The sequence below is a fragment of the Pseudomonas sp. ok272 genome (assembly GCF_900109995.1).
Taxonomy (GTDB): Bacteria; Pseudomonadota; Gammaproteobacteria; order Pseudomonadales; family Pseudomonadaceae; genus Aquipseudomonas.
In genome coordinates, this window is record NZ_FOCB01000001.1 from 14,351 (window position 1) to 32,253 (window position 17,903).

The 17,903-nt window shown below is 61.6% G+C and carries 14 protein-coding genes; 5 read left to right on the plus strand and 9 right to left on the minus strand.

What is annotated here, in order from left to right; translation table 11 throughout:
* Positions 1 to 330 precede the first annotated feature (330 nt).
* Entirely contained in the window at positions 331 to 609 is a 279-nt protein-coding gene (locus tag BMW74_RS00060) for a hypothetical protein (RefSeq protein ID WP_093411812.1), read from the plus strand.
* 267 nt (positions 610 to 876) lie between these two features.
* Here BMW74_RS00060 and BMW74_RS00065 read toward each other — a convergent pair whose 3' ends face one another.
* The 9 genes from BMW74_RS00065 to BMW74_RS00105 all read right to left on the minus strand — a co-directional run bounded on the left by BMW74_RS00065 (position 877) and on the right by BMW74_RS00105 (position 12,753).
* The gene (locus BMW74_RS00065) at positions 877 to 1,848 is read right to left on the minus strand and encodes a peptide ABC transporter ATP-binding protein (RefSeq protein ID WP_093411814.1); all 972 of its coding nucleotides are present in this window, start codon (positions 1,846 to 1,848) and stop codon (positions 877 to 879) included.
* Positions 1,848 to 2,816 (minus strand): ABC transporter ATP-binding protein, encoded by a 969-nt coding sequence (locus BMW74_RS00070; protein WP_093411816.1) that lies wholly within the window; start codon positions 2,814 to 2,816, stop codon positions 1,848 to 1,850. Before BMW74_RS00070 ends, BMW74_RS00065 begins: the two co-directional genes overlap by 1 nt.
* 10 nt (positions 2,817 to 2,826) lie before the next feature.
* Positions 2,827 to 3,738: an ABC transporter permease subunit gene (locus BMW74_RS00075; RefSeq protein ID WP_093411819.1), complete on the minus strand. Its 912-nt coding sequence runs from the start codon at positions 3,736 to 3,738 to the stop codon at positions 2,827 to 2,829.
* 11 nt (positions 3,739 to 3,749) lie between these two features.
* A complete protein-coding gene (locus BMW74_RS00080; RefSeq protein ID WP_093411822.1) occupies positions 3,750 to 4,760 on the minus strand; it encodes an ABC transporter permease subunit in 1,011 nt (336 codons plus the stop codon).
* A gap of 73 nt (positions 4,761 to 4,833) precedes the next feature.
* Complete coding sequence (locus BMW74_RS00085; RefSeq protein ID WP_093411825.1) at positions 4,834 to 6,429, minus strand: ABC transporter substrate-binding protein; 1,596 nt, start codon at positions 6,427 to 6,429, stop codon at positions 4,834 to 4,836.
* Between the two features lie 77 nt (positions 6,430 to 6,506).
* Complete coding sequence (locus tag BMW74_RS00090) at positions 6,507 to 7,940, minus strand: OprD family porin (RefSeq protein ID WP_093411828.1); 1,434 nt, start codon at positions 7,938 to 7,940, stop codon at positions 6,507 to 6,509.
* Between the two features lie 171 nt (positions 7,941 to 8,111).
* Positions 8,112 to 9,713: an ABC transporter substrate-binding protein gene (locus BMW74_RS00095; protein ID WP_093411830.1), complete on the minus strand. Its 1,602-nt coding sequence runs from the start codon at positions 9,711 to 9,713 to the stop codon at positions 8,112 to 8,114.
* A 303-nt stretch (positions 9,714 to 10,016) separates the two neighbouring features.
* Positions 10,017 to 11,642 carry an ABC transporter substrate-binding protein gene (locus tag BMW74_RS00100; RefSeq protein ID WP_093411833.1) on the minus strand — a complete coding sequence of 542 codons (1,626 nt, stop codon included), beginning with the start codon at positions 11,640 to 11,642 and terminating at the stop codon, positions 10,017 to 10,019.
* 394 nt (positions 11,643 to 12,036) lie between these two features.
* Positions 12,037 to 12,753 (minus strand): SIMPL domain-containing protein, encoded by a 717-nt coding sequence (locus BMW74_RS00105; protein WP_093411836.1) that lies wholly within the window; start codon positions 12,751 to 12,753, stop codon positions 12,037 to 12,039.
* Between the two features lie 205 nt (positions 12,754 to 12,958).
* Here BMW74_RS00105 and BMW74_RS00110 point away from each other — a divergent pair, with 205 nt between their 5' ends.
* The 4 genes from BMW74_RS00110 (at position 12,959) to BMW74_RS00125 (ending at position 17,876) form a co-directional block, all read left to right on the plus strand.
* Entirely contained in the window at positions 12,959 to 14,221 is a 1,263-nt protein-coding gene (locus BMW74_RS00110) for an ATP-binding protein (protein ID WP_093411839.1), read from the plus strand.
* The gene (locus BMW74_RS00115) at positions 14,214 to 14,774 is read left to right on the plus strand and encodes a response regulator transcription factor (RefSeq protein WP_093411842.1); all 561 of its coding nucleotides are present in this window, start codon (positions 14,214 to 14,216) and stop codon (positions 14,772 to 14,774) included. Before BMW74_RS00110 ends, BMW74_RS00115 begins: the two co-directional genes overlap by 8 nt.
* Positions 14,775 to 14,870: 96 nt before the next feature.
* On the plus strand, positions 14,871 to 16,598 hold the full coding sequence (locus BMW74_RS00120; RefSeq protein ID WP_093411845.1) for an ABC transporter ATP-binding protein/permease: 1,728 nt from the start codon (positions 14,871 to 14,873) through the stop codon (positions 16,596 to 16,598).
* 336 nt (positions 16,599 to 16,934) lie between these two features.
* Complete coding sequence (locus BMW74_RS00125) at positions 16,935 to 17,876, plus strand: AEC family transporter (protein ID WP_093411848.1); 942 nt, start codon at positions 16,935 to 16,937, stop codon at positions 17,874 to 17,876.
* Positions 17,877 to 17,903 lie beyond the last annotated feature (27 nt).

The window sequence follows — 17,903 nt, forward strand, 5'->3', positions numbered from 1 at the left end:
GGGGTTTTTTGTGGCGAATGCGATCATGTGTGGGAGCGAGCCTGCTCGCGAAGACGGCAGCCCATTCAACATCACTATTGGCTGGCCCGCGGCTTTCGCGAGCAGGCTCGCTCCCACAAGGGATCTCCAGCGCCAGCGGTGTTAGTCGGTTTGCGCATAACCCTTATCGCCAACCGGTCTGCCCATCCATGCCATTTCCCACCCCGCGTTCAGCCTGTGTTCTGGTGAACCTGGCCGATCAGAACTAGATTTCATTCAGCGCCACGGCAAGTGCATGACCTGTCGCTTGGCACCTGTGATTCACCTACGAATGAAAGGATGAAATCGGCTATGAGAATTTTCCAACGCATTGTGCTGTTGATCAAAGTGCTGGTGATGCTGTCGATCGGGATCTCGTCGGCCTGGGCCAGCACCGGTAATGGCGTGGCGCATGACCAGGGCTTCTGGGGCGCGAAGAGCGTGCAGGGCAGTGGCTTGATGGTTGCCAAGTCGGAGTCGGACTCCAATGGGCAGGGTGGCGATAGCCAGGATGATCCCGCCACCGATGGATCGGGCGACGACGGTGATCAAGGCAGCACCGACGATGAAGGCGGCGACAGCGACAGCTAAGGCCAAAGAAAACCCCGCCAGCCCGACAGATGCGCTGTCGAGGCAGGCGGGGTTGGGTTGATGCCGTGTGACGAGCGTCCGATGCGGGTAATGCCGATCAGTTAAGGCGCCAAACCTGTGGGAGCGAGCCCGCTCGCGAAGGCATCAGCACATGCGACATCAATGTTTGCTGATCGATCGCCTTCGCCGGCAAGCCGGTCTCGCTCCCATATGGTTTTCGCTTAACTGACGAACATTCCCCCATACGGGCGCTTGTTCATGGCCGGCTTAAACGACGAATTGCTCGGCGTAGTGGCAGGCCACCTGGCGGTTGTCGAGGGCGCGCAGGGCCGGTTCTTCCTTGCTGCACAACTCGGTGGCGTACGGGCAGCGCTTGTGGAAGGCGCAGCCCGACGGCGGGTTCAGCGGGTTGGGCAGTTCGCCGACGATCTTGATCTTCGGCTTGCTCGGGTCCGGGTGGATGGTCGGTGTGGCCGACAACAGCGCCTGGGTGTAGGGGTGCAGGGGACGGGTGTAGATGTCCTCTTTCGGGCCCATTTCCACCGGACGACCGAGGTACATCACCATCACGTGGTCGGCGACGTGACGCACCACCGCCAGGTTGTGGGAGATGAACACGTAGGCGGTGTTGAACTCTTGCTGCAGGTCCATGAACAGGTTCAGCACCTGGGCCTGGATCGACACGTCCAGCGCGGACGTCGGTTCGTCCGCCACCAGCACCTTGGGTTGCAGCATCATGGCGCGAGCCAGGGCGATCCGCTGGCGCTGGCCGCCGGAGAACATGTGCGGATAGCGCTGGTAGTGCTCGGGACGCAAGCCCACCTGCTTCATCATCGCCTGGACTTTCTCGCGACGTTCGGCGGCACTGAGTTTGGTATTGATCAACAGCGGCTCGGCCAGTTGATCGCCGATCTTCTGCCGTGGGTTGAGGGAGGCGTAGGGGCTCTGGAACACCATCTGCACGTCTTTGCGCAGTTGTTTGCGCTGGGCCTTGTCGGCGCCGGCGACTTCCTGGCCGGCGATCTTCAGGGAGCCGGAGGACGGCTCCTCGATCAGCGTCAGGGCGCGGGCCAGGGTCGACTTGCCGCAACCCGACTCGCCGACCACGGCCAGGGTCTTGCCGGCTTCCAATTCAAATGACACGCCGTTGAGGGCGCGCACGGTCGCATAGCCCTTGAACAGGCCGCGGGAGACATCGTAGTGACGGGTCAGGTCACGGGCGGTGAGAACGACGGCCATTACGCCACCTCCTGATTCAACGGATAGAAGCAGCGGGCGAGGCTATTGCTTTTCGGGTCCAGGGTTGGCCGCTGCTGGCGGCAATGGTCCTGGACGTAAGGGCAGCGCGGCGACAACAGGCAACCTTGCGGGCGGTCATAACGGCCGGGGACGATGCCCGGCAGGGTCGCCAGGCGGGATTCTCCCAGGCTGTGCTCGGGAATGGCCTTGAGCAGCGCTTCACTGTAGGGGTGTGCCGGGATGTCGAACAGCTGTGGTACCTGGCCGACTTCCACCGCTTGCCCGGCGTACATCACGCAGACGCGCTGGGCGGTTTCGGCGACCACGGCCAGGTCGTGGGTGATCAGCACCAGGCCCATGTTCTGCTCCTTCTGCAAGGCCAGCAGCAGTTCCATGATCTGCGCCTGGATAGTCACGTCGAGGGCGGTGGTCGGTTCATCGGCGATCAGCAGTTTCGGCTCGCCGGCAATCGCCATGGCGATAGCCACGCGCTGGCTCATGCCGCCAGACAGTTGGTGCGGGTAGGCGTCCATGCGACTGGCGGCGCCCGGGATTTCGACTTTCTCCAGCAACTCGATGGCGCGCTTGCGGGCGGCCTTGCCGGACATTTTCAGGTGCAGGCGCAGCACTTCTTCGATCTGGAAGCCCACGGTGTAGCTGGGGTTCAACGCGGTCATCGGGTCCTGGAAGACCATCGCCAGGTCTTTGCCGACGATCTTGCGGCGCTGGCGATTGCTCAGCTTGAGCATGTCCTTGCCGTCGAAGTTGAGGGCGTCGGCGGTGACGATGCCGGGATGCTCGATCAGGCCCATCAGCGCCATCATGGTCACGGACTTGCCGGAGCCGGACTCGCCCACGATGGCCAGGACTTCACCCTTGTCCACGGCGATGTCGAGGCCGTCGACCACCGGCACAGCCGTCTGGTCGCCGAAGCGCACGTTGAGATTCTTGATTTCTAACAGTGACATGGGAATCTCCTCAGGCGGCATTCTTGAGTTTCGGGTCCAGCGCATCGCGCAGGCCGTCGCCCATCAGGTTGATTGCCAGCACGCTGAGCAAAATGGTCAAGCCAGGCAGGCTCACGACCCACCAGGCACGTTCGATGTAGTCGCGGGCCGAGGCGAGCATGGTGCCCCACTCCGGCGTAGGCGGTTGTACGCCAAGACCGAGGAAACCCAGGGCGGCGGCATCGAGGATCGCCGAAGAGAAACTCAAGGTCGCCTGGACGATCAGCGGTGCCATGCAGTTAGGCAGCACGGTGATGAACATCAGGCGCGGCAGGGTGGCACCGGCCAGGCGGGCGGCGGTCACGTAGTCACGGTTCAGCTCGCCCATCACCGCCGCGCGGGTCAGGCGCACATAGGCCGGCAGCGAGACGATGGCGATGGCGATCACGGTGTTGATCAGGCCAGGGCCGAGGATGGCGACGATCGCCACGGCCAGCAGCAGGGACGGCAGGGCCAGCATGATGTCCATCAGGCGCATGATGCTCGGGCCGAGCAAGCGCGGGAAGAAGCCGGCCAGCAGGCCCAGCAGGATCCCGGGAATCATCGACATTACCACCGACGACAGGCCGATCAGCAGCGACAGCCGCGAGCCCTGGATCAGGCGTGACAGCAAGTCGCGCCCCAGTTCATCGGTGCCCAGGAGGAATTGCCATTGGCCGCCTTCGAGCCACACCGGCGGTGTGAGCAGGAAGTCGCGGTACTGCTCGCTGGGGTTGTGCGGTGCGACCCAGGGGGCGAACAGCGCGCAAAACACGATCAGGCTGAAGAACATCAGGCCGGCGACGGCGCCCTTGTTCTTGGCGAACGCCTGCCAGAACTCTTTGTACGGCGACGGATACAGCAGGCTTTGATCGACTGCTACTGAGGAGGTTGGAGTGCTCATTCGTCTTGATCTCAGCGCTGGTGACGGATACGTGGGTTAGCGAAGCCGTAGAGGATGTCCACCACGAAGTTCACCAGGATCACAATGCAGGCAATCAGCAGGATGCCGTTCTGCACCACGGGATAGTCCCTGGCGCCGATGGCTTCGATCAGCCATTTGCCGATGCCCGGCCAGGAGAAGATGGTTTCGGTCAGGACCGCGCCGGCCAGCAACGTCCCCACTTGCAGGCCGACCACGGTCAGGACCGGGATCAGCGCGTTCCGCAGGCCGTGGACGAACACCACGCGCGCCGGCGACAAGCCCTTGGCCCGGGCGGTGCGGATGTAGTCTTCGCGCAGCACTTCGAGCATGGAGGATCGGGTCATCCGCGCGATCACCGCCAGCGGGATGGTGCCCAGCACGATGGCCGGCAGGATCAAGTGGTGCAGGTAGTCGAGCAGGGCGCCCGGTTCATCGCTGAGCCAGGTGTCGATCAGCATGAAGTGGGTCTTGCGCTCGACGTCGATCAGCAGGTCGTTTTGCCCGGAGACGGGGGTCCAGCCCAGGTTGACCGAGAAGAACATGATCAGGATCAGGCCCCACCAGAAGATCGGCATCGAGTATCCCGTGAGGGAGATGCCCATCACCCCATGGTCGAACAGGGACCCTCGCTTCAAGGCCGCGATCACCCCGGCCAATAGCCCGAAGACGCCTGCAAACAACAGGGCCGCCATCGACAGCTCGAAGGTGGCGGGGAAGAGCACCTTGAACTCGCTCCACACGCTTTCCCGGGTGCGCAGCGATTCGCCCAGGTCGCCCTGGGCCAGTTTGCCGATGTAGTCCAGGTACTGGGCATACAACGGCTTGTTCAAACCAAGGCGTTCCATTGCCTGAGCATGCATTTCGGGATCGACCCGACGTTCGCCCATCATCACTTCCACGGGGTCGCCGGGAATCATGCGGATCAACGCGAAAGTCAGCAGGGTGATGCCGAAGAATGTGGGGATCAACAATCCCAATCGGCGGGCAATAAAACTCAACATCTTCTGGTGTTCCTCATCAGCCGGTTCGGCATGCCGGTCTACGCCCTGTGTGGGCGGCGACCGGCGTCTTTTTCTACTTCACCTGGGTAGTGGCGAAGTTATTGGTGGACAGCGGGTTCAGGTGATAACCGTCTACGTTGTTGCGCATGGCGGTGAACATCTTGGGATGCGCCTGATCGACCCACACCACGTTGTCGTGCAGGACCTGCAAGGCTTTTGCATAGAGTGCGGCGCGTTCGGCGGTGTCGGTCTTGGTGCGAGCCTGGTCGATCAATGCCTGGAACTGCGGGTTGCACCAGCGGCTGTAGTTTTCGCCGTTTTTCGCCGCTTCGCAACTGAGCAGCGGCGTCAGGAAGTTATCCGGGTCGCCGTTGTCGCCGCTCCAGCCGGCAGACACCATGTCGTGCTCGCCCTTTTTCGCGCGTTTGAGCATCTCGGCCCACTCCATGACCCGGATATCGACCTTCAGGCCGACCTTGGCCAAGTCCGACTGGACCATCTGCGCGCCCAGTTGCGGGTTCGGGTTGGTCGGGCCACCGGCGTTGCGCGTGTACAGGGTGAGCGTGGTGCCTTCGGGCACACCGGCTTGCTTGAGCAGGGCGCGGGCCTTGGCCAGGTCCTGGGGCGGACTCTTCAGCGTGTCGTTGTAGCCCAGCAGGGTCGGCGGATAAGGGTTGACTGCCGCGATGGCGTTGCCCTTGCCGTACAGGGTGTCGACGTAGGCTTGTTTGTCCAGGGCCAGTTCGATGGCCTGGCGCACCCGCACATCGCTCAGGTACGGGTGCTGGGTGTTGAGGGCGATGTAGCCGGTGGACATGGCGGCGATGCCCGCGACCGTGAGGTTCGGGTCGGCCTGGATGGCAGGCACGTCATCGGGCTTGGGGTACAGCGCCACCTGGCATTCATTGGCCCTGAGCTTTTGCAGGCGGGTGTTGTTGTCCGGGGTGATGGCAAAGACCAGCGGGTCTGCCGGTGGCTTGCCGCGGAAGTAGTCCGGGTTGGCCCGGTAGCGGATCTGTGCGTCCTTGTTATAGCGCTGGAAGACGAACGGACCGGTGCCGATGGGCTTGCTGTTCAGGTCGCCCATGTTCCCGGCCTTGAGCAACTGGTCGGCGTATTCGGCCGAGTGGATCGAGGTGAAGGCCATGCCCAGGTCGAGCAGGAACGGCGCCTCGGGGCGGGTCAGGGTGAACGTGACTGTCAGGTCGTCGACTTTTTCGACGCGCTTGAGCAAGTTCTGGAAGCCCATGCTTTCAAAGTACGGGTAGCCGGTGGCCGATTGCGTGTGCCACGGGTGGTTGGGGTCCAACTGGCGCTGGAAACTCCAGATCACATCGTCGGCATTGAACGCGCGGGTCGGGGTGAAGTAGTCGGTGCTGTGGAACGGGACGCCTTGGCGCAGGTGGAAGGTGTATTGCAGGCCATCGGCGCTGATCTCCCAGCTTTCCGCCAGTGCCGGCTGGATCTGCGCGGTACCGGGCTTGAAGTCCACCAGGCGATTGAACAGAGTTTCCGCCGCCGCATCGGAGGTGACGGCGGTGGTGTACAGAACCGGATCGAAACCTTCCGGGCTGGCTTCGGTGCAGACCACCAAGGGCTTGGCCGACGCAGCAAAGGCTGCCATCAGCGCGGTGGCCGCGACAGCCGCACGCAAGGGACGCATTTTCATATAAACCCTCCGTATTCCATTGAGCCAGATTAGCCGTTGGGGCTGATTCGTCGAATCAGCCCCAACGGCACCGCGTCTTAGAGAATGTTGAATGGAATGGTGGTGACCAGGCGGAACTCGTTGATGCTGCCGTCGCTCTGGAACTCGCTGGCACGGTGCGCGGTGTAGGTCGCACGCACGCTGGTGTCCTTCAACGGACCGCTCTGCAGTACGTAGGTGCTGCCGATGCCGTACTCATAGTGCGACTCGCCGTTTTGTACCTGGATACCGTCGTAGCCTTTGTCTTTCACCCCACCGTTGCCGGTGTAGTGCGTGCCGTCGATGCCCCAGCCGCGTGCCTGGTAGAGGTTGAACTTGAGGCCCGGAACGCCGTACTCGGCCATGTTCAGGCCGTAGGAAACCTGGAAGGATTTCTCGTTCGGGCCGTTGAAGTCCGACAGCAGGGAGTTGGCCAGGTAGATGCCGTTGGTTTCGTGCAGGTAGTCGAAGTACTCGTTACCGTTCACTTGCTGGTAGGAGAACGTCAGGGTGTGGGCGTTGTGGTTCAGGCCGAGCGACAGCGAGTAGGTGTCGTTGTCGATCTTGCCGATCTTGGCTTTGCCCGCTTCCTGGGTCTTGTAGTAGTTCAGGCCGGTGGTCAGGGCCACGACCGAACGGTCGCCCACCACGTGGGTCGCGCCGAAGTAGTACTGGTTCCAGATGTCTTCGGCCTGGGTGGCCCACAGGCTGGTGGTCAGGCTTTTGAGTGGCGTGTAGGTAATACCGGCGGTGTTGACGTGATTGGCCTCTTCACGGCCGTTGGCGTACTCGGCGCGGAACTTCTGCAGGCTTTGCTCCGAGCGCGGCGAGACGCGGTCGAAGGTGGCCAGGTCGAAGGTCAGGTTTTCCAGCTCGGCCACGTTCAGCGACACGCCCTGGAAGCTCGAAGGCAGGGCACGGTTGGCGATCACGTCGACTTGCGGGCTGCTGTAGGCCTGGCGGCCAGCGGTCAGGGTGGTGCTGGAGACCCGGGCCTTGACGTTGGCCAGGCCCAGTTTGCTCCACTGGCCGACGGCATCGCCGCCCTTGTGGGTCAGGGTCCGGTTGTTACCCGATGACGGGCCGGTCTTCGGGGCGCCACCATTGCCGGCGGCGAGCTTCTCGCTGTCGGTTTCCAGGGCAATCGCGTTGTAGGCGGCGAGTTCGGTGCTGAAACCGACCGTGCCCTCGGTGAAGCCCGAGTTGTACTTGAGGATGGTGCCCTGGACCCAGTTGATACGACGGTCGGTGTCGTGCAGCGCACCGTCGTCCTTGTACTTGAACTTGCCACCGCGCTTGAGTTGCTCGTTGGCGTACCAGTTACGGGTGCTGCCGTCGAGTTTCTGACCTTCGACGAAGCCGGTGGCCGTGGACTGGGCGTTGCTGGTCTTGAGCGAAACCGGAGTGAATTCCTGGCTCTGGGGCTCAGCGTAGGCGGTGGCTGTGATGCTGGTGATCGCGAGTGCTAATAGGGTATTGCTGCTCAGTTTCATGGATGAAATTCCTTTCTTTCTTTTATTAATGCCGGTCTTCTTGGGTGATCCGGCTATTGGGTTTGCAGCTTGATCAGGGCATTGCAAACGTTTGCCTGGCGGCCGACTGGCAAATTCAGGCAACAGCTCGGCATAGAGGGCGAAAATCGCCCTCAGGTGTTGGTGAGTGGGTTACTGGTCGATACTGACGCCCGAGAACACGCTGCGGCCGAAGGGACTGACTTTGAAACCCTCGACTTTGGCGCTCAACGGCTGGTTGACCGTCGAGTGGGCGACAGGCGTGATCGGCACTTGCTGCTTGAGCAATTGCTGAGCCTGTTTGTAGAGCACCGTGCGCTGGTCGCGGTCGGTGACGATCTTGGCTTGCTTGATCAGCGCGTCATACTGCGGGTCACACCACATCGAGTAGTTGTTGCCGCCAATCGCGTCGCAGCTGTACAGGGTGCCCAGCCAGTTGTCCGGGTCCCCGTTGTCGCCGGTCCAGCCGATCAGGCTGATGTCGTGCTCACCATTCTTGGTGCGCTTGATGTACTCGCCCCATTCGTAGCTGACAATCTTCACTTTCAGGCCAATCTTCGCCCAGTCCGCCTGGAGCATCTCGGCCATCAGTTTGGCGTTCGGGTTATACGGGCGTTGGACCGGCATGGCCCACAGGGTGATTTCCGTGCCCTCCTTGACGCCGGCGGCCTTGAGCAGCTCCTTGGCCTTTTCCGGGTTGAAGGCGGCGTCCTTGATGGTGTCGTCGTAGGACCACTGGGTCGGCGGCATCGCATTGACTGCCAGTTGCCCCGCACCCTGGTAAACGGCGTTGAGGATGCCCTGCTTGTTCACGGCCATGTCCAGGGCCTGGCGCACTTCCAGTTGGTCGAAGGGCTTGTGCTGCACGTTGTAGGCGATGTAGCCGAGGTTGAAGCCGGGTTTTTCGATCAGTTTGAGTTTGGGGTCTTTTTTCAGTGCGTCGAGATCGGCGGGGCGTGGGTGCAGGGTGATCTGGCACTCACCGGCCTTGAGCTTCTGCACGCGTACCGAGGCATCGGTGTTGATCGCGAAAATCAGTTGGTCGAGCTTGACCCGGCTCGGGTCCCAGTACTGTTTGTTGCCCAGGTAACGGATCTGCGAGTCTTTTTGGTAGCGCTGGAACACGAAGGGGCCAGTGCCGACGGGCTTCTGGTTGATCTCGCTCGGCTTGCCGGAGGCCAGCAACTGGTCGGCGTATTCGGCGGAGAGGATCGAGGCGAAACTCATGGCGATGTTCTGGATGAACGCGGCATCGACCGAGTTCAGGGTCATGACCACGGTCAGCGGCCCGGTCTTCTCGACCTTGGCGATGTTCTTGTTCAGGCTCATCCCGGTGAAGTAGGGGAACTCGGTGGGGTAAGCCTTGCGGAAGGGGTGCTCGGGGTCGAGCATGCGGTTGAAGGTGAACAGCACGTCGTCGGCGTTAAAGTCGCGACTCGGCGTGAAGTACTTGGTCGTGTGAAACTTCACCCCTTCGCGCAGGTGGAAAGTGTACGTGAGGCCATCCTCGGAAATATCCCAGCGAGTGGCCAGGCCCGGTACCACAGTGGTCGCGCCCTTTTCGAATTCGGCCAAGCGGTTGTACAACGGCTCGGCGGCATCGTTGTCGGTGGCGGTGGTGTATTGCGCAGTGTCGAAACCCGCCGGGCTGCCTTCGGAGCAAAACACCAGGCTGTTGTTGGCGGCCTGGCTGATGGATGCGGCGGCCAGCAGGCCGGTGCCCAGTAGGGCGGATAAAACCAATGTATGGCGCATGACACTCCCTCTCTTTTTTATTGGATGTTCAGCGGTGAGCCCTCGTCCCATTCGGGGACGTGCGGGTTTCACGGGGCCAAGCCATGGAACAGCCGTTGCCGGACTTAAAGCATTACCGTTGGGCCTCGACGGTAGGTGTCGAAGCCCTGGCAGTAAATGCGTAAAGTCTGATAAGCGCGTAGGAAAGGTCTACGCGTCCTAAACCTGCCGCAGTAGTCTGCAGTGGTTTTTGGCGTAGGTGATTTCCTGGTGGCTTGGCGGGTACAGCAACGGCGACACCTGGTGCGCCGCCGTTGCAGAACCTTACTTGCTGACGCCGACGCCGTAGAAGGAGTTCAAGCCAAACGGGCTGATCTTGAAGTCCTGCACGGTGTTGCGCATGGGTTGATACACCGTCGAATGCGCGATAGGCGTATACGGGACGGCGTCCTTGAGGAGGTGTTGCGCCTGCTTGTACAGTTCGGTGCGCTTGGCCACGTCGGTGGTGGCCTTGGCTTCCTTGATGATCTTGTCGTAAGGCTTGTCGCACCACTTGGAGAAGTTGTTACCGGCCAGGGAATCGCAGCCGAACAGCACGTTCAGCCAGTTGTCCGGGTCCCCATTGTCGCCGCTCCAGCCAATGAGCATCGCCTGGTTCTCGCCGCCCTTGGAGCGCTTGATGTACTCGCCCCACTCATAGCTGACGATGTTGACCTTCAGGCCGATCTTGGCCCAGTCGGACTGCAGCATTTCTGCCATCAGCTTGGCGTTCGGGTTGTAGGGACGCTGCACCGGCATGGCCCACAGGGTGATCTCGGTGCCGTCCTTGATGCCGGCTTCCTTGAGCAGCGCCTTGGCTTTCTCAGGGTCGTACTTGGCATCCTTGATGGTGGTGTCATACGACCACTGGGTCGGCGGCATGGCGTTGACCGCCAGTTGGCCCGCGCCCTGGTACACCGATTCGATGATCTGTGGCTTGTTCACCGACATGTCCAGCGCCTGGCGCACGCGCAGGTCGGCCAGTGGGTTTGGCGCGGTTTGGCCCTTGAGGACCGGCATCACGTTGTAGGCTATATAGCCCAGGTTGAAGCCGGCCTGGTTGGGCAGTTGCAGGTTCTTGTCTTCACCCAGGGCCTTGAGGTCGGCCGGACGTGGGAAGAGGGTGATCTGGCATTCGTTCTTCTTGAGCTTCTGGATCCGCACCGACGGGTCGGTGGTGATGGCGAAGATCAGGTTGTCGATCTTGACGTCTTCAGGCTTCCAGTAGTCCTTGTTGCCGGTGTAACGGATGTTGGAGTCTTTCTGGTAGCTCTTGAACACGAACGGACCAGTGCCGATGGGCTTCTGGTTGATGTCGCCCGGCTTGCCTTCCTTCAACAGTTTGTCGGCGTATTCGGCGGACTGGATGGAGGCGAAGCTCATGGCCAGGTTCTGGATGAACGCGGCGTCTACCGTGCCCAAGGTGAACTTGACGGTATGGTCGTCGACTTTCTCGATGTGCTTGATGTTGGTGTCCATCCCCATGTCCGTGAAGTACGGGAACTCGGTGGGGTAGGCTTTGCGGAACGGCATGTCCTTGTCGATCATGCGGTTGAAGGTGAACAGCACGTCGTCGGCGTTGAAGTTGCGGGTCGGGGTGAAATACGGCGTGGTGTGGAACTTGACCCCATCGCGCAGATGGAAGGTGTAGGTCAGGCCATCTGGGGTAACTTCCCAACTGGTTGCCAGGCCAGGAACAACAGCGGTGCCGCCACGTTCGAACTGACTCAAGCGGTTGAACATGGTTTCTGCTGCGGCGTCGAAGTCGGTTCCGGTGGTGTACTGACCAGGGTCAAAACCGGCTGGGCTGCCTTCGGAGCAAAACACCAGGTTAGTCGCCGCAGAGGCGAAAGGTGCACTAGCCAGCAGGCTGGCGCCGACTAAAAACGGAATGACCGCGTGTTTAAGCATGGTGGCCTCATGATTTGTTGTCATTTTTGGAATTAGAGGACGACCTCGTGAGTCGACCTGCGGATACTTATGCAGGGCCCATACCCAATGCAAGATCCAGATCAGCTACAGATCTTAAACGGTGGTACGGACGTACCTTAATGTCGCATTTGTGTAACTGTCGGCGCAGTTGAACGTTTGCGCCGGCCTTTTTCGGTGCAAATGACGCACTAAAGCAGTGCGATCAACGAACTTTGTGTGCACTTCGAGTGCCGGTGTTACCGATCTAAACCTGCTGGCTAGACGGTTTCGGGGAGAGTGTAGACGAGGCTGCGGTGAGCCGGCGTCCAGGTGCGGGAGTCAATCGACCGCAGGTTGGGAGCGAGCCCGCTGCCCACGGCTCGCTCCCTGCACATTACGGCATCAACACTTCAACGGAGCCATCGGCGGTCATGCTGACCTGGCTGGTGCCGGCTTCGACGTCAGGTGTTACTGGCGCGGCGTCCATGGCCGCGGCTTTCATCATCATCGGCGCGCGCATGTAGGGTTGTGGATAACCGTTGCTGTTGAGGTTCAGGTTGACGATTTTGTAACCCTTGCCGCCCAGTGCATCGGTGGCCAGTTGGGCGCGTGCCTTGAAGGCAGTCACGGCGTCCTTGAGCAGGGCGTCTTCGCTGGCCTTGCGGGTCGGGGTGGCGATGGCGAAGTCCATGCCGGCCATCTTCAGGTCGGTCAGCAACTCGCCGGTGAGCTTGGACAGGGCGGCGAAGTCCGAGCTTTCCAGGCGCAGTTCGGCGCGTTCACGCCAGCCGGTGATCTTCTGGCCCTTGGTGTCGTAGATCGGGTAGCTGTTGCGGCTGCCCTGGCGCAGGGTAATGTCCTTGACCTGCCGTGCCTGGCCCAGGGCCTTGTTCAGGGTGGTGCTGATGTCGGCGGCGAGCTTGGCTGGATCGGTGTTCTGGGCTTCGGTGTAGAGCGTCACGATCATCAGGTCGCGCGCCACTTCCTGGCTGACTTCGGCGCGCAGGGAGATCTGGTTGTAGTGCAACTCGTCCGCGGCCAGGGCCGGGAGGCTGGCAAGGATGCCGGCGCTGAGGGTGAGAAGGGCGGCACGGCGGCGAAACGTATTCATGAAAGCTCCTTGGGGATGGGCAGGGGTCAACGTCCTGGCCTGCGTGACTCCATCAGACTCTAGCTTTTATTGTCCGGTTCACCCAGTTACAACTTCAATACAGATCGATCCCGCGACTGTGGCGCTTTGCCGCACTTTTGCCTGTCGGGCCACCTGCTTGGTTATACTTGACGCGATCTGCCTGGAGCACTCATCAGGAGAGCTCATGCTCGCCCCCGTACAACTGCTTTCCGCCACGCGCCAGAACCTCTGGCGACTGACCTTTATCCGCATTCTGGTGCTCGCCGCCCAGGCCGGTTCGGTGGGCCTCGCCTACTGGTTCGACCTGCTGCCGTTGCCTTGGGTCGAGCTGGCGATGACACTCGGCTGCTCGATGCTGCTGTGCGTGTTCACCGCCGTGCGGCTGCGTACGTCGTGGCCGGTCACCGAGCTTGAATACGCGGTGCAACTGGCCTGCGACCTGTTTATCCACAGTGCGCTGCTGTATTTCTCCGGCGGTTCGACCAATCCGTTCGTCTCCTATTACCTGGTGCCCCTGACCATTGCTGCCGTCACGTTGCCGTGGCGCTACTCGGTGATCCTCTCCGGGATCGCGTTGACCATGTACACCTTGTTGCTGGCGCAGTTCTATCCGCTGGAAACCTTCCCGATGTACCGGGAAAAGATGCAGATCTACGGCATGTGGCTGAGCTTTGCCCTGGCGGCGGCGGTGATTACCTTTTTCGCCGCCCGCATGGCCGAAGAGCTGCGTCGCCAGGAAGAGCTGCGGGCGATCCGCCGCGAAGAAGGCCTGCGCGATGAGCAACTGCTGGCCGTGGCGACCCAGGCCGCCGGTGCTGCCCATGAATTGGGCACGCCGTTGGCCACCATGAGCGTGCTGCTCAATGAGATGCAGCAGGACCATCAGGACCCGCTGTTGCGCGAAGACCTCAGCGTGCTGCAGGATCAGGTCAAGCTGTGCAAGCAGACCTTGCAGCAACTGGTGCGCGCGGCCGAGGCCAATCGCCGTTTGGCGGTGGAGATGCAGGACGTCAGCGCCTGGCTCAAGGAAGCCCTGGACCGCTGGCACCTGATGCGCCCCGAGGCCACTTATCGCCTGCAACGCCTGGGCACGGGGAGCGAGCCGCGCCTGGCGCCGCCGCCAGACCTGACCCAGGCCCTGCTCAATCTACTGAACAATGCCGCCGATGCCTGCCCCGAAGGGCTGGAAGTGACGCTGGACTGGGATGCCGAAGAGCTGACCATCAGCATTCGCGACCATGGCGCCGGCGTACCGTTGGCGATTGCCGAGCAAATCGGCAAGCCATTCTTTACCACCAAGGGCAAAGGTTTCGGCCTGGGCCTGTTTTTGAGCAAGGCCAGCGTGACACGCGCCGGCGGCTCAGTGAAACTCTACAGTCATGAGGAAGGCGGCACGCTCACCGAGCTGCGCCTGCCCCGTGCCGCACGAGGAGACGAACATGAGTGACGAGATCCAAGTCGAAGGCGAAGACCTGCCGCATTTATTGCTGGTGGACGACGACGCTACTTTCACCCGCGTCATGGCCCGCGCCATGAGTCGCCGCGGCTTTCGCGTCAGCACCGCAGGTTCGGCCGAAGAGGGCCTGGACATCGCTCAACAGGACCTGCCGGACTACGCCGCGCTGGACCTGAAAATGGACGGCGACTCGGGCCTGGTGCTGTTGCCCAAGCTGTTGGAGCTGGACCCCGAGATGCGCGTGGTGATCCTCACCGGTTATTCGAGCATTGCCACCGCCGTCGAGGCGATCAAGCGTGGGGCCTGCAACTACCTGTGCAAGCCGGCCGATGCCGATGACGTGCTGGCGGCGCTGCTCTCCGAACACGCCGACCTCGACAGCCTGGTGCCGGAAAACCCGATGTCGGTGGACCGCCTGCAGTGGGAACACATCCAGCGCGTGCTCACCGAGCACGAAGGCAATATCTCTGCCACGGCCCGCGCCCTGGGCATGCACCGCCGAACCCTACAGCGCAAACTGCAGAAGCGCCCCGTGCGCCGCTGAACCCGCGCTGAATAGCAATTGTCACCACTGGTGACAATTGGAGCCGATCATCTATGATCGGTTCGTGCCTGTTCCTTTCTCTATCGAGCCATATCCATGAATCAGAACGCCGAATACTCCGCGGTCAACGATGAAGTGCGCGGGCAGTTTTTCCGCCGTGTCTGGGAAATGATCACGCCGTACTGGCGCAGTGAAGAGAAGGGCAAGGCCTGGCTGCTATTGATCGCGGTGATTGGCCTGTCGCTGTTCAGTGTGGCGATCTCGGTGTGGATCAACAGTTGGTACAAGGATTTCTACAACGCCCTGCAGAAGAAGGACGATGCGGCCTTCTGGAGCCTGATCCTGTACTTCTGTGGCATCGCCGCGGTGGCGATCCTGGGCGCGGTCTATCGTTTGTACCTGACCCAGATGCTGACGATTCGCTGGCGGGCCTGGCTCACCGAGAAACACTTCGCCCGCTGGCTTGGGCACAAGAACTACTACCAGCTGGAGCAGGGCGGCTACACCGATAACCCGGACCAGCGGATTTCCGAAGACCTCAACAATTTCACCAGCAACACCTTGGGCCTGGGCCTGGGGCTCTTGCGCAACATGGTCAGCCTGGTGTCGTTCTCGATCATCTTGTGGGGCGTGTCCGGCAGCATCGAAGTGCTCGGCTACACCATCCCGGGCTACATGTTCTGGTGTGCATTGATTTATGCGCTGGTGGGCAGTTGGATCACCCACCTGATCGGCCGTCGCTTGATTGGCCTGAACAACCAACAACAACGCTTTGAAGCCGACTTGCGTTTCTCTATGGTCCGGGTCCGGGAAAATGCCGAGAGCATTGCCCTGTACAACGGCGAGCCGAATGAGCAGCAGCGCCTGAGCACGCGCTTTAGCAAGGTCTGGCACAACTTCTGGGAGATCATGAAGGTCTCCAAGCGCCTGACGTTCTTCACCGCCGGTTACAGCCAGATCGCGATCATCTTCCCCTTCATCGTCGCGGCGCCGCGCTACTTCACGGGCAAGATCGAACTGGGCGAGCTGATGCAAATCAACTCGGCGTTCGGCAACGTCCAGGAAAACTTCAGCTGGTTCATCAGCGCCTATTCGGACCTCGCGTCATGGCGCGCGACCTGCGACCGTCTGCTGAGCTTCCGCCAGGCCATGAGCGACAACGAAGACCGCGTGCCGGCCATCAACGTGCAGCAACAGGGCGATGAGTTGAAGGTGCAGCACGTCGGCCTGGACCTGGCCGATGGCCGGCATTTGCTGGTCAACGCCGACATGACCGTGGAGCCGGGCGATCGGCTGATGCTCAGCGGACGCTCCGGCAGCGGTAAAAGTACCTTGCTGCGGGCAATGGGCGGGCTCTGGCCGGCGGGACACGGCAATATCCGCCTGCCGGCGGCCAAGTACCTGTTCCTGCCGCAAAAACCCTACCTGCCGATTGGCACCCTGCGTGAAGCGCTGAGTTATCCACAGTCCGGCGACACGTATTCCCATGAGCGTTACGTCCACGTGCTGGAAGCGTGCCGCTTGCCGCACCTGGTCGCCCGTCTCGACGAGGCCAACCACTGGCAGCGCATGTTGTCACCGGGCGAGCAGCAACGCCTGGCCTTTGCCCGCGCGCTGCTGTACGCGCCGCAATGGCTGTACATGGACGAAGCGACGTCGGCGATGGACGAGGAAGACGAAGCCTCGCTGTACCAGGCGCTGATCGATCACCTGCCGGGCCTGAGCATCGTCAGTGTCGGCCACCGCAGCAGCCTCAAGCGCTTCCACCCACGGCATGTGCGGATCGACAGTGGCCAGTTGATGGAACAGACCGTCACGGCCTGACCCCCGGAATCTGCGGGAATCCCCCTGTGGGACCCCCGCTGTAGGTGCGAGGCTTGTCCGCGAAAACGGTGGATCAGTCAATGAAGAGGTTGGCTGTGTGGGCCTCTTCGCGGGCAAGCCCCACAGGCTTCGGGTGGATTGAAATCTGTGCCCGAGCACACATCCCCTGTGGGAGCGAGCCTGCTCGCGAAGGCAGTGGGTCAGCCAACGCTGCTGCTGAATGTGCCGGCCGCTTCGCGGGCAAGCCTCGCGCCTACAGAAACTGTTGGGCCAGACGCCAGGGTCCTGGCTGGCTTATCATTAGCCCCCTAACGACGCCCTCAAGGTTCACCCGGCATGCTGGCAATCTTTCTCACGACCCTGACCATCACCGCGCCCGTGTTTGCCATGCTGTTCCTGGGCGCTTTGCTCAAGCGCATCAACTGGATCGACGACAGCTTTATCCACACCGCGTCGGCCCTGGTGTTCAACGTCACCATGCCGGCGTTGTTGTTCCTGGGGATCATCCACGCTGACCTGAACAGCGCGCTGAAGCCAGCGCTACTGATCTATTTCTCTGTCGCGACCCTGGTGTGTTTCGCCCTTGCCTGGGGTTGGGCGATCGTGCGTTGCCCGCGTGCGGACCGGGGCATCTACACCCAGGGCGCGTTTCGCGGCAACAATGCGGTCATCGGCCTGGCGTTGGCGGCGAGCCTGTATGGCGACTACGGGATTTCCCTCGGGGCGATCCTCGCGGCGCTGGTGATCCTGCTCTACAACACCCTGTCGACCATTGTGCTGGCGGTGTACAGCCCGGTGATCAAGTCCGATCCGTGGAGTATCTGCAAGAGCGTACTGAGCAACCCGCTGATCATCAGCGTGATCGCGGCGGTACCCTTTGCCTACTTCCAGATTCGCCTGCCGGGCTGGCTGGAAACGTCCGGTGGCTACCTGGCGCAGATGACCTTGCCGCTGGCGCTGATCTGCATTGGCGGCACGCTGTCACTGGCGGCGATGCGCAAGAGTGGTGGCCTGGCCTTGAGTTCGAGCCTGGTGAAGATGATTGGCCTGCCGGTCCTGGCCACGACCGGGGCTTGGTTGTGGGGCTTTCGCGGGGCGGAACTGGGCGTGCTGTTCCTGTACTTCGCCAGCCCGACCGCCGCCTCCAGCTTCGTCATGGCCCGGGCGGCCAATGGCAACCACGAACTGGCGGCGGCGATCATCGTCATCACCACGCTGATGGCGGCGATGACCACCAACATCGGGATCTTCGTGTTGCAGTGGGGTGGGTGGATTTAGCGCAGGGTGCGGCGGTGCTCGTCAGGT

Excerpts from the sequence above, each read along its gene's own strand:
- BMW74_RS00060 (WP_093411812.1), top strand. The coding sequence starts at position 331 with ATGAGAATTTTCCAACGCATTGTGCTGTTGATCAAAGTGCTGGTGATG.
- BMW74_RS00065 (WP_093411814.1), bottom strand. The coding sequence starts at position 1,848 with ATGGCCGTCGTTCTCACCGCCCGTGACCTGACCCGTCACTACGATGTC.
- BMW74_RS00070 (WP_093411816.1), bottom strand. The coding sequence starts at position 2,816 with ATGTCACTGTTAGAAATCAAGAATCTCAACGTGCGCTTCGGCGACCAG.
- BMW74_RS00075 (WP_093411819.1), bottom strand. The coding sequence starts at position 3,738 with ATGAGCACTCCAACCTCCTCAGTAGCAGTCGATCAAAGCCTGCTGTAT.
- BMW74_RS00080 (WP_093411822.1), bottom strand. The coding sequence starts at position 4,760 with ATGTTGAGTTTTATTGCCCGCCGATTGGGATTGTTGATCCCCACATTC.
- BMW74_RS00085 (WP_093411825.1), bottom strand. The coding sequence starts at position 6,429 with ATGAAAATGCGTCCCTTGCGTGCGGCTGTCGCGGCCACCGCGCTGATG.
- BMW74_RS00090 (WP_093411828.1), bottom strand. The coding sequence starts at position 7,940 with ATGAAACTGAGCAGCAATACCCTATTAGCACTCGCGATCACCAGCATC.
- BMW74_RS00095 (WP_093411830.1), bottom strand. The coding sequence starts at position 9,713 with ATGCGCCATACATTGGTTTTATCCGCCCTACTGGGCACCGGCCTGCTG.
- BMW74_RS00100 (WP_093411833.1), bottom strand. The coding sequence starts at position 11,642 with ATGCTTAAACACGCGGTCATTCCGTTTTTAGTCGGCGCCAGCCTGCTG.
- BMW74_RS00105 (WP_093411836.1), bottom strand. The coding sequence starts at position 12,753 with ATGAATACGTTTCGCCGCCGTGCCGCCCTTCTCACCCTCAGCGCCGGC.
- BMW74_RS00110 (WP_093411839.1), top strand. The coding sequence starts at position 12,959 with ATGCTCGCCCCCGTACAACTGCTTTCCGCCACGCGCCAGAACCTCTGG.
- BMW74_RS00115 (WP_093411842.1), top strand. The coding sequence starts at position 14,214 with ATGAGTGACGAGATCCAAGTCGAAGGCGAAGACCTGCCGCATTTATTG.
- BMW74_RS00120 (WP_093411845.1), top strand. The coding sequence starts at position 14,871 with ATGAATCAGAACGCCGAATACTCCGCGGTCAACGATGAAGTGCGCGGG.
- BMW74_RS00125 (WP_093411848.1), top strand. The coding sequence starts at position 16,935 with ATGCTGGCAATCTTTCTCACGACCCTGACCATCACCGCGCCCGTGTTT.